Annotated in this window: 6 protein-coding genes; 1 reads left to right on the forward strand and 5 read right to left on the reverse strand. The window is 39.6% G+C overall.

The genetic code is table 11. The features are described 5' to 3' along the window. Positions 1-8 precede the first annotated feature (8 nt). Together H9L23_RS13850 and H9L23_RS13855 are read right to left on the reverse strand one after the other, a co-directional pair. Complete coding sequence (locus H9L23_RS13850) at positions 9-1,616, reverse strand: RagB/SusD family nutrient uptake outer membrane protein (RefSeq protein WP_246474692.1); 1,608 nt, start codon at positions 1,614-1,616, stop codon at positions 9-11. Between the two features lie 28 nt (positions 1,617-1,644). Then, positions 1,645-4,647, reverse strand: a complete 3,003-nt coding sequence (locus tag H9L23_RS13855; protein WP_187590973.1) for a SusC/RagA family TonB-linked outer membrane protein — start codon at positions 4,645-4,647, stop codon at positions 1,645-1,647. Between the two features lie 748 nt (positions 4,648-5,395). Between H9L23_RS13855 and H9L23_RS13860 the strand changes: the two genes are divergently transcribed. Next, positions 5,396-9,478, forward strand: a complete 4,083-nt coding sequence (locus H9L23_RS13860) for a hybrid sensor histidine kinase/response regulator transcription factor (RefSeq protein WP_187590974.1) — start codon at positions 5,396-5,398, stop codon at positions 9,476-9,478. A gap of 405 nt (positions 9,479-9,883) precedes the next feature. On the opposite strand, the gene H9L23_RS13865 is transcribed toward H9L23_RS13860, so the two are convergent. From H9L23_RS13865 to H9L23_RS13875, 3 genes are all read right to left on the reverse strand, one after another. Next, a complete protein-coding gene (locus tag H9L23_RS13865; RefSeq protein ID WP_187590975.1) occupies positions 9,884-10,774 on the reverse strand; it encodes an SMP-30/gluconolactonase/LRE family protein in 891 nt (296 codons plus the stop codon). A gap of 119 nt (positions 10,775-10,893) precedes the next feature. Then, complete coding sequence (locus H9L23_RS13870; protein ID WP_187590976.1) at positions 10,894-12,654, reverse strand: ABC transporter ATP-binding protein; 1,761 nt, start codon at positions 12,652-12,654, stop codon at positions 10,894-10,896. Further along, entirely contained in the window at positions 12,638-14,374 is a 1,737-nt protein-coding gene (locus H9L23_RS13875; RefSeq protein ID WP_187590977.1) for an ABC transporter ATP-binding protein, read from the reverse strand. The genes H9L23_RS13870 and H9L23_RS13875 overlap by 17 nt, the downstream gene beginning before the upstream one ends. Between the last annotated feature and the right edge of the window lie 4 nt (positions 14,375-14,378).

A 14,378-nucleotide genomic window follows, 5' to 3' on the forward strand; every position in this document is an offset into this window, starting at 1 on the left:
AATTTAGATTAATAACCTGTATTCTGACGAAGATTTGGATTGGCCGAAAGATCGGTTGGCGGCAATGGATAAAGATTGTATTTGCTATTTACCGCTGTACCACCTTTAACACCACCTTTCCATGCCCATAAATAAGCAGCTGTGGTAAATTTCCCGAAACGGATTAAATCTGTCCTTCGGGTGGCTTCGTACCAAAGTTCACGACCACGTTCATCTAAAATAAAATCGGTGGTTAAAGCACTCGAAGTGATATTTCCTGCTGTATTGCCATTATACGCACGGGTACGTAACTGGTTAATGTAGGTTAAGGCCTGCGTTAAACTACCACCTGATCCGCCACGTAAAACAGCTTCGGCATAGGTTAAATAGGTTTCGCCTAAACGGAACAGAGGGAAATCGATATCTGAAAAATCTTTGGCAACATCCTGATGCGGAGCCGGACCGCCAGAACGGGTTTTGTTGCGGTATTTGGTGCTCGAGTAACCATCGGTAGAAGTATACAGGTCATTTATCTCCATGTTTTGTCCCGACATATAAAACTGTGCCCTTGTATCTGTTGCACCTGTTTTATCAGCAAAAAGATTTACAAATTGCTGGGTAATCCTTAATCCGCCCCAGTTACCATTTGACCCTGATACGTCTGCAGGAACGGCTGCAGGTCCATGCATCAGGTAAGTAGTACCCCCAAAATTCTGGGTACTGGTCCCATCATAATTAATGGTAAAAATATTCTCATCTGTATTTAAGTGATTATCCGCAATGGTTAACTCGCGGTAATTACCATGAAGTGTATAACCCGCAGCGGTAATTTTGTTGCAATAGGTGATGGCATCGGTATATCGGGCGGTACCGGTATATATTTCAGCATTTAAATATATCCTCGATAATAATGCCCAGGATGCAGCCCTATCCGCACGACCATATTCATTTCCTTTAGGTGCCGCTAAATCATTTTCTATGGCTTTAAGCTCTGATTCTACATAAGTAAACAAATCTTTTCGTGAAACTTGTTTTGGTAAGTCCTTGCCTCCTATTTCGGTAGTTTCGGTAACCAATGGCGGATTTCCGTAAATATCCATCAATACGGCATACTGATAAGCCCTGATAAAACGTGCTTCTGCCCTGAACCTGCGTACCTGATCAGCGTCAGCACCTACTATTCCTCTTTTGCTTAAATTATCATCAGATGATTGATTGATGAAATCGTTACAAAGCGTAATCTGAAAAAATGAACGGTAATATAAACCATTGATGATCGAATTGATTGATGACCATGTCATTTCGTGCAGGCCCTGAATACCGGCATCGTTCTGCCACGACCAAACGGCTTCATCAGTAGTGAGTTCCTGCAAATTCCAGTATAAACGCAAGAAATCGGAATTACCTTCATCTTTGATAATCTCTACCGGAATATCGGGCTGGCCAACGGATGCATTTCCGGTAAGGGCAAAAGCGCCGTAAACCTTAGCCAACGATTGTTTATAACCAGCGGCCGAAGTATATACTTTATCTGCAGTAAGATCATTGGTAGGTACCAAATCCAGTTTGTTGCACGATGTGGTAAAAATTACCGCAGTGCAAGCCAGCATAAAAAGTTGTAAAACACGTGGTTTCATATATTTTTTGTTAATACAGTTCATGATCTTAAAAATTAACATTTAGGCCTAAAGAGAAAATGCGCGGACGGGGATAGATGTTGTTATCTACTCCAGAGGCTACCTCTGGGTCTAAACCTTTGTATTTAGTAATTACAAACACATTTTGCACGCTGGCCGTTAAAGCTAAGTTTGCTTTGGTTTTTAAAATCTGACCAAAAGCATACCCCAGGTTAACATTGTCCATTCTAAGGAATGAGGCATTTTGAACATAATAATCGCTCAATAACTGCTGTGTTTTAAAATTGGTGGTGAGGTAATTTGGTGAAGCATTTAAAATAATAGCTGTACCTAAAATCTGGTTTAAATTACCGCTCTGGCTATAGTTATTGTTGTAAACATAGTTTCCTAAATTCGCCCTCAAAGTGAATGATAAGTTCCATTTTTTGTAGCTTAAGTTGTTGCTAAAACCTAAAAACACTTTAGGATCGGCCTGTTTCCCTTTTTTGAAATCGTTCTGGTTAATTACCCCATCTCCATTCTGATCTACATAAACGCCTTCGATCGGGTTTCCGTTCTGATCGTAAGTCTGCTCAAATAAGTTGAAGGTATTCTTCGGTCCGCCAACGGCATTGATAAAGGCATTTTGTCCCCCAACACCGCCCGCAATCGTTCCACTTGGGAAACCTGCATAATTTGGATCGTTAGGTACCACCGTTAAATTGGTGATGGTATTTTTGTTATAAGTAGCGTTGAAGCTGAAATCCCAGTTGAAATCCTTTTCTTTTACCGGATTAAATCCCAGGGTAAGCTCAACACCTTTGTTTTCCATATCCCCTACATTCACAATGGCCGTGGCCGCAAAGTTTGTTCCGGCAGGCTGAGGAATTCTGTTTAACAAATCACTGGTTTTCTTTTGATAAAGCTCTAAAGTACCTGTAATACGATTATCCAGTAAACCAAAATCTAAACCGATGTTCGCTGTTGCTGTTTCTTCCCACTTAATGTTGGCAATGTAGGCACTCGGGCGATACATTTGGTAAAAGGTATTTCCAAACTGGTAGGATGCATTTAAAGCACTTAAACCATAGGTAGACATGTACCCGTAATTATCAATACCATCCTGTTGTCCGGTAATACCGTACCCTATACGTAATTTTAAAGCAGAAATAGTTTTGTTATCCTTCAGGAAAGATTCATTTTTGATTGTCCATGCAAGAGCTGCTGATGGAAACACACCATATTTATAGGCAGGCCCAAAACGTGACGAACCATCGCGGCGTACCGTTGCCGTTAAAAGAAAACGTTCGTCGTAATTATAATTCAATCTTCCGAAATAAGAAATCAAACGGTATTGAGGTTTGTTAAAAGCAAAAGCCGGATCAGAATTGGCCACCTTATTGCCATTGGCATCGAAACTTGGATAATAATACTGAGTGGTTAAATAATCATTATAAGAATAACCTGCTGTTGCATCTACCCTACTTTTAATCGATTTAAATTCTTTAATGTAGTTCAGGTAAAAATCCAAAACGGTATTTCTCCTGTTCTGTTTGTATTGGTTATTTACGCCGTTACCAACACCATTTAGGTTACCAACAAATGCCTCTGCTGCATTTGGATCGACAAAAACTGTACCTTTTCCTGATGCTACATCATAAGCTGCATTTAAATTGGCATGTAATTCTGGCAAAAAGGGAAAACTATAATCCAGTTGAACGTTACCGATACTGCGCATAGGTTTAGCACGGTCTTCTCTTTGCTCCAATAAACCCACCGGATTACGGCCAACCAGATTCACCAATCCTGTTGGTGTAGTAGAATCTAACCATTCCCAATAACCATTATAGTCTGATTTATTGGTATATGTAGCTTGTGTTGGATCGAAACTCACTGCACCACCAATAGCGGCCGTATTGGCGAAACGCGTTTTCTGCATGCTTCCTTTCAGGTTGATATCCAGTTTTAAATGATTATCAAAAAACCTTGGGTTGAAAACGAGGGCAGCTGAAGTTTTCTGTAATTGATCGGTTCTTAACACGCCGGTTTGATTTTGATAACCGATGGATAAACGGTAAGGCAGTTTTTTTACTCCACCGCTAATGCTGATGTTGTTATCGGTTGAAAAACCATCCTGATAAATCAGATCCTGCCAATTGGTATTAAATGTACCCAATTGTGCTTTTTGCGCAGAAGTACCTTTAGCATTTACAATCGAACGGATTTCATCAGCGCTTAACACATCCAGTTGTCTGGTTAATTTAGAAACCGAGTTTACCGAATTGAAAGTCACTTTTAAGGCATCACCCAAACCTTTCTTCGTGGTGATGATGATTACCCCATTGGATGCCCTTGCACCATAAATGGCTGCTGCCGATGCATCTTTTAACACCGTGAAAGTTTCAATGTCATTTGGGTTAATAAAACTCAATGGATTAGATGCACCCGAAACACCCCCACTTTCCAAGGGTACCCCGTCGATCACGAATAATGGATCGTTACTGGCATTTAATGATGAACCCCCACGGATACGAATGGTGCTCCCGCTTCCCGGCTGACCGCTGTTTGAAGTAATGGAAACACCCGATACTTTACCCGATAACATTTGCTCTGGTGTGCTGATGCTCCCCTTTTGAAAATCTTTAACACCTACCACTGCAACAGAACCGGTAAGATCTTGTTTTCGCGTAGTTCCGTAACCTACCACCACTACATCATTTAAGGTAGAAGCATCTTCTATTAAGGTGATGTTTAAAGTGGTGCTTTTAGAAACAGGGATTTCCTGAACCTTATAACCCACCGAGGTAAATTCGAGGATGCCGGCTTTAGCAGGTATTTTGATACTAAAGTTTCCGTTAGCATCGGTAGAGGTGGCAATCGCGGTTCCCTTTAAGCGAACGCTTACACCCGGCATACCTAAATTATCGGGCGCCGTTTTAACAACTCCGGTAATGGTGGCTTGCTGTGCAAAAAGATATCCATGGGTAAAAATCAATAGTAAAAGCATTAACATCCGCTTGTTACTCCTGATGAAAGATGTAAAAATGTGCATAGAATATTATGGTTAGAATTAACGATACAAATGAAGGCTTTATGGCTTTATCCGCTTTGTGCTATTGTTCATTTCTTTTGTGCTAATCGACATATTATTGGTTTGAATAGCGTATTAATGGCTTTTTTAATATAATCGTTCTAAACGCTTTGCGTCATTCCCGCGCAAGCCAACCGTTTGGATATATCCTTTTTTTTAGAACATTCTATGCATTTTGCTAACTAACTTTAATAAAGAACGGGTTTTAACCATGCACGCCGTCAATCCCAAGTGGCAGAAAAATCAAAAAAACAGTTGCAAAATGGAACAAGTGGCAACTCCAAACCTGAAACGCAGTGGTTTTGTGAAAATACCTCACAAACTTCCACTTAGCAGAAACGAGCAAAACAAAGTGCCGCTGTTTTTTTGATGAGCAGGGGCTGTTGAGAAGCCACATTGCTGGATTGACAAAGCGCTTTGGGTACTTTGGCGCTCCAAAGTACCATGCCCTCGCGGCATAGAGCGATAGAAAAATTGTATCTCCATGGTAGGACTTTAATTCGGATGAGAGATCTTTGATCAGAAACTTTATAGATTTCTCCACTGCGGTCGAAATGACGATCTATCGAAATAGATCATTACTATGATAATATTTTTTGAAAACTATGTCTAGTGATGACGATACGCGGCTAACCCACCAACCCGTAAAAAAAGGTTCATAAAAATCAATTATCTTTATCGCCTCAGAACCATCCCACCAAACGATTAAATGAACGCGTTAACGAGAACCATTCTCCTGCTCCTCCTTACTTTTTCAATAGGGAATATCAGCGCGCAAAATTTAAAGTTTAAACACGTAAGTGTAGAAGACGGACTATCGAACAGCACCATCGAATGCATTTTTCAAGATTACCGGGGTTTTATCTGGTTTGGTACACGCGATGGTTTGAACAAATACGACGGCAATCAGATCACCGTTTTCAAACACAGCAAAAACGGAAACAGCATCAGCGATAATTTCATCAGGTGCATATTTGAGGATAAAAACCATACCCTTTGGATCGGTACATCAGATGGGTTGAACAGGTTTAATGCCGAGAAAAACAATTTCTCCACTTATCGTTCCAAAGACAAAAAAAGCCAGACCAATAACATCATTACCTCGGTTAAGGAAACTGCAAAAGGAATTTGGATTGGCACTTATGGTGGCGGACTAAACTTGCTGGATCAAAAATTTAATACTTTTGGCAGGTTCGAATACCATTCGGATCAGAAAAAAACCGACCGAAAAGATTACATTAACGACCTGTACTGCGATGCTAATGAAAACATCTGGATGGCTACCGATGCGGGCATCCACATTTTAAACCCTAAATCAGGTAGTGAAACAGCGATTAAAGCATTAGAAAATGAATCTTTCAGGGTCATTAAAAAAGATCCGGATGGCTCTTTTTGGTTTGGAACAGAGGAAAACGGGTTAATCCATTACGATCCTGTCAAAAACGCCATTAAAACCTATCAGCACCAGGAAAAAAACAACAATAGTATTGGCAGTAACCTGGTGAGGGCTATTGCTTTTGATAAGCAAAAGAATCTATGGACTGGCGGCATTAACGGAGGTTTAAACCTTTTTAACCCCAAAACCGAAACATTTACGCATTATCAGAATGAAGCAGGAAATACACTTAGTTTATCGCAACGCACCGTTTCGGCACTCTATGTTGATCAACAAGGAAATTTATGGATTGGTACACACCGTGGAGGGGTAAATCTGTATAGTCCGCAGGCAGAAAAATTTAAACTGGTGCGCCAGGAACCCAATAAAAACAGTTTAAGCTATAATGATGTAAGGGCTTTTCATGAGGATAAAGCCGGTAACATCTACATCGGAACCGACGGTGGCGGACTCGACATTTACAACAAAACGAATAAAACCTTTATCCACCACCGTTATAACCCTTTCAATGCCAATAGCATTGGTGCAGATGCCATTCTCGATATCACTGAGATAAAAAACGGTATGTTGCTGGTTGGTACCTGGGCAGGTGGTTTAAACCAGATGCACAATGATGGTTCTTTTACCCGCTTTAACCACAACGCAAATCCTAATTCTATTTCATCGGATTATGTACAGAAAACGTTCGAAGACAGTAATGGAAACATCTGGATAGGCACTTATTATGGTGGATTAAACCTTTTTGATGCGCAGACCAAACAATTTAAACGCATTACCGAAGGGAAAAACGGAAGTAAATTAAGCGGAAACAATATTGTTGCCGTTAATGAAGATCAATACAAAAACCTGTGGATTGGTACCGATGACGGTGGTTTGAACTGTTATAACCTCAATACGCAGGTATTTACCCATTATTTTATGGGCGATGGTAAAAGTCCAGATTTAAGGGTAATTTTTATTGATAGCAAAGACAATTTGTGGGTCGGGCAGGCCGGACTTTACCGTTTTAACCGAACTAAAAACAACTTTGAGCTTTACACGACCAAAGCAGGCTTATCAACCGAATTTATAAAAGGAATTACGGAGGATGACAAAGGTAATTTTTGGATCTCTACGGCCCACGGCCTGACCAGGTTTAATCCGCAGCACCAAAACTTTAAAAAATACAATACAGGGGACGGTTTACAGGGACTGGAATTCGAAACCAATGCCTATTTAAAAACACGCAATGGTGAAATGTTTTTTGGTGGAGTAAATGGTTTCAATTCATTCTTTCCTGATGATATCCAGACCAACAAGTTTATCCCACCGGTTTACCTAACGGAGTTTCAGATTTTTAATCAGAAAATCTCACCAAATACAAAAGGATCCGTTTTAGAAAACGATATCAGTTATACCAAAGAAATCAAACTGGATTACGATCAGGCTTCGATATCGTTCCGTTTTGCCAGTTTAAATTATGTTGCGAATGAAAACAACAATTATGCTTACAAACTGGAGGGTGAAGATAAAGAATGGATTTTTGCGGGCCATACGAAACAGGCATCTTATACCAATCTCGATCCGGGAACCTATACTTTTAAGGTGAGGGCATCAAACAACGATAATGTTTGGAATACCACCGGAACAACGCTAAAAATCATCATTTCCCCTCCTTTCTGGGCAACCTGGTGGTTTAGGTTAGTTGTTATCGCCACAGCCCTGTATTTAACCTATTTAGCATTGAGTTTTAAACGCAGGTTAGAGATCAGAAAAATTGAAGAAGAAAAAAGGGAAGAAATGCACCAGACACAGCTTCAGTTTTTTACCAATATTTCGCATGAGTTCCGTACACCGCTTTCATTAATTTTAGGGCCGATTGAGCGCCTGTTGAGGGAAGACACGCAAGAAAGTTTCCAGAGTTATTACAATACTATTCACCGCAATGCCAACCGGTTACTGAGGCTCATTAACGAATTAATGGATTTTAGAAAAACAGCATCAGGTGCCTTAAAACTTAATGTAGTAAACGGAAACCTGAATCTTTTTATCGATGAAGTGGCCGAAGAATTTTCGGAAATGGCGGCCGAAAAGTCAATCAGTTTTACGGTTGAAAAAGAAAATCTTCCAGCCGATATTTGGTTCGACAGGCAGGTGATCGAAAAAATCATCCTCAACCTGATTAATAACTCCATTAAATATACTAAAGCTGGTGGAACGCTTAAACTTCAGGTATTTACAGATCTGAGCGATCGCAAACCGGCTTTCGAAAACCAATTACTGATTAAAAGTGATTATGAAGCCAATTCCTACATCTATTTCCGCGTAATGGATAGTGGTATCGGAATTTCGAAAGATTCTATCCAGCATTTATTTGAACGTTATTACCGGATTACCGAAACGCATTTGGGCTCTGGCGTAGGTTTGGCTTTTGTAAAAAGTTTAACCTTGCTGCATAAAGGTTTAATACAGGTATCGAGCGAACGGAATGAAGGAACCGAGATTATTATTGGTATACCAGGCAGCAAAACAGATTATACCTTAAATGAACAGTTCAGTCAAAACAACGAGCCTGGTGGCACCCGCTTAGAAAGCATCAGCTATCGCTCAGAAACTGAAGTAACACAATCAGCTACTGAACAAACACCGGCAAATGCCACCACCAGCATTCTTATTGTAGATGATAACGAAGAACTAAGGGCATTCTTAAAAGATACTTTAAGCCCCTTTTATGCTATTTCAGAAGCTTCGGATGGCCATTCAGGACTTGAACAGGCTCGCACAGACCTTCCTGATCTGATCATCAGTGATGTAATGATGCCCGGCATGAACGGGACTGAGTTTTGCAGATGCATTAAGGAAGATATAGAAACCAGCCATATTCCATTTTTAATGCTCACGGCCAAAAATAGCATTGAAGCCGAAATTGAAGGCGCTGAATCGGGTGCAGATCTTTATTTTACTAAACCCATCAACATCAATCTGTTGCAACTCACCATTAAAAACATTTTTGAGCAAAGGCAGAAACTGAAAGATCATTATCTAAAAAATAAGGATAACGAACCCAAAGCACTCGCCCATTCGGAAAGGGATAAGGCCTTTTTAACTAAATTACTATCCATTATTGATGCCGAAATGATCAACCCAGAAATGGATATCGATTATTTATGTAAGGAAATCGGTATGAGCAGAACCAAGCTTTATCAGAAAATAAAATCGATCACAGGTCAATCTATAGGAGAGTTTGTACGCTCGGCGAGACTTAGAAAGGCAATTGAGATCATGAAAACCGAAGATGTGCTGATGACAGAAGTGATGTATCAGATCGGTATCCAAACACAATCATATTTTACAAAAGCTTTTAAGAAAGAATTCGGGGTAACGCCAACAGGTTACATGCAGAATTTAAAATCTTGAGATAGTTTAGTATGCGAATATTAGGCTGAGAGAGATCGTCATTCCCAACCCGATTGGGAATCGTAATGCAAGCGTTTTAAGATTCCCGCATGCGCGGGAATGACGACCGCACCAATGGATTCTGTCATCGATAGCGGAGTCGAATTGCCTTCCTATCTGTTCAGTACACTTAAAAGAAACTTTATAATATCTGAAATCTTATCCATAGGATGAAATAAAAGTAAAAAAGCCCTTCAATCCTGAGAGGGCTTTTTCATAGTCGTCTATCCCTATAAGTAGGAACCCAAAACTAAATAATGAGTTTAATATTTTTAGGGGTTGAATAAACTGAACAGAAAAAAATTTTGATCTAGTTCATACTCGTTTTTCGGGCTTTAAATGCATTTAAACGACTAAAACCACTAGTTACTCTACTCCTTTTGCGTTTACCGGAATAACATAAAGTGATTTAGAAGCCGTAATAAAAAGCATATTTCTTCCTTTTCCACCGAAACATATATTGCCACACCACTCTTCAGGCACATCGATATGGCCTATTTTTTCACCGTTTGGTTTATAGATATTCACCCCTTTTCCGGTTACATAAATATTTCCCTTACTATCTAAAGTCATTCCATCAGAGTGCTGGTTAAGGATCAGCTGTTTATCCGATAATCTGGCATCTGCGCCAATGGCATAACGGTATGTTTTATTGGCGCCCATATCGGCAATGTAAATGAATTTACCATCAGGCGTACCTACAATACCATTTGGTTTAACTACATCATCAGCCACAACAATGGCTTCTTTTTTACCTTTCGGAAGATAATAAACTTTTTGTCCCTGAATTTCAGCCGATTTTCTGGTCCAGTAATCACGCTGATAATATGGATCGGTAAAGTAGATACCACCTTTATTATCTAACCAGATGTCGTTTGGTCCGTTTACTTTTTTACCTTCATAATCGCTAAAAAGCACTTTTATCTTTTTGTTTTTATCGATAGACCAGATCTGGTTATTTTCATCAGCACAAACAATGAGATTGCCTTTTTTATCAAAATAAGTGCCGTTTGCCCTTCCCGATTTATCCATATACAGGCTCAGTTTGCCATCAATGCCATATTTCCAGATTTTATCATTAGGCTGATCAGTAAAAAAAACGTTTCCATTTTTATCAACCGATGCACCTTCTGTAAACTTAAACTGTGAAGAAATCAATTTTAAACTATCCTGAACAAAAAGACTTTGTTCTGCACTTTGTGCAAAAGAAGATAAGCTTAAGGCCGAAAGGGCCAGAGAGAAGAAATATTTTTTCATTTGTGTTTTTAATTGTTTGATCAGACCTCGCAGGTTTTTAAACGGTGAAGCTCTCAATGAGGCATATAAGGATCTAACTACTCCGAATTAAACTTGCGGGGTCTATGCCTGTAAATATATCAACTTACCCGTTTCCCTTTCAGTAACATATTCAGTGCATCGTTCAGTGTTCCCGCTTTTTGCACTTCGCCTTCATTTACAAAATAAATTTCGTCGGCGTTTTCGATGGTATTTAAACGGTGAGCAATAATAACAAGGGTAGTTTCTTTCGAAAGTTTGTTTAAAATACTGCCCAAAAGCTGTTCAGTGATGGTATCAATGTTTGCGGTAGCTTCATCCAAAATCAATAGTTCCGGATTCCGTAAAACCGCACGCATAAAAGCAATCAACTGTTTCTGTCCTAAACTGATGCTATCAGAACCCGAGGTAACCGGTGTATTTAATCCTTCATCAAAAATGGCTAAAAGAGCATTCAGGTTAGCTTCTTCGATTATTTTTTCAAGCTCCTCATCAGTAACCTCTTTATATTGACTGTTGCCGTATAAAATATTCTCTTTTACGGTTCCGGTGAATAAAAATGGTTCCTGTAAAATGAAGCCTATTTTTTGTGTCCTTTCTTCTGCAGAAAATGAACGGATGTCTTTTCCATTTAATAAAACTGTTCCCTTGGTAGCATCGTATAAACGGGAAATTAACGAAGCTGTTGTGGTTTTTCCACCACCTGTTGGACCGATCAATGCATAAGTTTTACCTTTTTCGAACCTTAAATTAATGTTATGCAGGATTTCCTTGCTATCATCATAAGAAAAGTGCACGTTTTTGAATTCCAGCAAGGCATCAGACGTAACGGTTTCATTTAACTCTATCTGTTTCAGATTGCTTTCTAACGATAAAATCTGCAATATCCTGTCCCAACTTGCCATCGCTACTTGAAAACTGGTCCAAAGTGCAGCCAGCTGTCTTAATGGGTTATAAAAGTTGGTCGTGTACGCAATATAACTCACCAGCAATCCCAGGGTAAAGTTACCTGTTGAAATTAAATGAATACCAAACAATAAGGTAATCAGCTGTGCTATACTCGATAACAAACCATAAACAGGCACAAAAATATTGTTTGCCAAACCTGCCCCGATTGCCGTTTTATAGTTTTGATTATTCGCTTCGTCAAAACGTTTTCTAAAATAATCCCTGCGATTAAAGGCAATAATCACTTTAAAATTATTGAGGCTTTCCTGGATTTCAGCACTCATTCCGCCCACACTTTTTAAGTTTTTAGCATTTTTTCCTTTTACCCAGGGCGATAAAGCCACCGTAAAAAGTACAATCACCACGGCAGGCGCAAGTGTAGCAGCTCCTAATTCAAGGTTAATGGAAAGCAGGAAAATACCGGCACCGATCATGGTTACAATACTGCCGATAAACTGCATCAAGGATTGTGAAAAAAACTGGTTCAGTTTGTCTGTATCGTTATTTACCCTCGAAATCAGATCGCCTGCTTTATTCTGGTTAAAAAATGAAACCGGAAGTTCCTGTAGCTTATTAAATATCGCGTTACGTAAGGTATAAAGCATCCGCTGCCCCACTCCTCCCATCAACCTGGTTTGCGTATAACCTGTAACCATGGCAATCATGTACATCACCAACAAAATGCCGCCAAAAATAAGCACACCATGAAACTGTTTGGTGCGGATGTAGGTATCAACCGTATGACCGACCAATAAAGGGCCTAAAAGCAATAAACCAGAATTGACTAAAATGGCAATCAGTGCCAGCCAAAGGTTTTTTCGCTCAGCAGAAATCAGTTTTAGCAGGCTTTTCAGCGCTTTAAAAGTCGATTGCTTTTCCTGCTTGTTGCTAAGCTGGTTAAGATTGTAGTTCATAATTACTGGTGCTCTGTTGTGAATTGTAAATCTGAACATATTCAGGACTGCTTTTCAGCAATTCCTGATGGGTTCCTTCTGCAATAATCTCCCCCTGCATCAGCAAGATTACTTTATCGTAATGTTCAACAGAAGCTATTTTTTGGGTAATGGAAAGTAAAGTTAAACCAGGATAATTCTGCTGGATATTCTCCAGAATCCTTTTCTCGGTATTGGTATCAACACGGGCAGTAAAATCATCCAGTAATAAGATCTTCGGATTTACAGCCAGTGCCCTCGCCAGCATAATCCGCTGTTTTTGTCCGCCAGATAAGCTATTTCCCCGTTCCGAAACAATCGTGTTCAATTGATCGGGCAAGGCATCTACAAAATCTTTCAGCTCGGCAGTGGCAATGGCTTTAGCTAAAGATTCATCTGTAACCGTATCGCTAAAGGCAATGTTCTCTCTGATGCTCATGTTAAACATAATGCTATCCTGAAATACAAAACCCACCTGTTGATGGAAATCTTCCTGTTTATACTGTTTAATCTCCTGCCCATCGTACAATACCGACCCGGCATCAGCATCGATCAAACCTGTTAAAATATAAAGTAACTGTGTTTTACCAGCAGCAGTAGGACCGATAATGGCCGTTTTGGAGCCTGCTTTGCCAGAAAAAGAAACCGATTTCAAAACTGGTTTTTGTCCAAAACTTAAACTGATGTCTTTTGCTTCTACATCACCTTTTAAGGAAATGCTTAATGTACCCGGATGATTAATTTCTTTAGCATTCAACACACTTTCAATCCTCTGATAAGATGCTGTAGCCTGTGCAATTACGTTGCTCATAAAACCAATTACCAAAATCGGAAATATAATCAGTGTGAGGTAACTGCTGAAAGCAGTAAATTCTCCCAGGGTCATCGAATTGGTAATCACAAAGTGACCACCCAATACCAGAATACATAATCCAGCTAAATTGGCAGTAAAAACTATAACCGGAATCAGCGCCGCAAACATCCGGAGGATGGAAATACCTAAATCTCTTGCTTTGGCATTGGCATCTAAAAACTTATTATACTCCAGCATCTGCGAATTGATTACGCGGATCAAAGCCGATCCCATTATACTTTCGCTGATTACCTTGTTGAGCCAATCGATTACTTCCCTGCTCTTTTTAAAAAGCACCCTCACCTTGCTCAATACATAAAAAAATGCACCGCCAATAATGGGTACGATCGCAATTACGCATAATGCCAGTTTCCAGTTAATCATGAGCAGCAGAATACTGGCGCCAACAATTAAAAAGATAGAAGAACATATAGAAACAATGGCCTGCGAAACAAACATTTTGATTGAATCGGCATCTGCAGTAAGATTGGTAAGCAATTTAGAAGGATTGGCCTGAATAATATAAGCGTGGCTTTGCCTCGAAATCTGATCAGAAAGTTTAGTCCTTAAATCTTTCGCCACACGCTCCGAAGCATAGGTTTGTACAATACTTTGTAAATAAGTAAAGATAAAAACCAGTACAATGGCCAGCGAAAACTGGAACATGATGTGTTTTAAATCGAAGGTTTTGTTGGTATAAGAGTCGATACCGCTGGCAATAATCTTTGGTAAAAGCAAATTGATGCCATTACTGAGCAGGGCAAACAGGATCAGCAGAAAAATTAAGCCCCGATAATTTCCAAGTAAACTGAAAATACCTGGCTTTTTGGCTTCTTTGGTTTTTTTCATATCA

Source organism: Pedobacter roseus (assembly GCF_014395225.1).
Taxonomy (GTDB): Bacteria; Bacteroidota; Bacteroidia; order Sphingobacteriales; family Sphingobacteriaceae; genus Pedobacter; species Pedobacter roseus.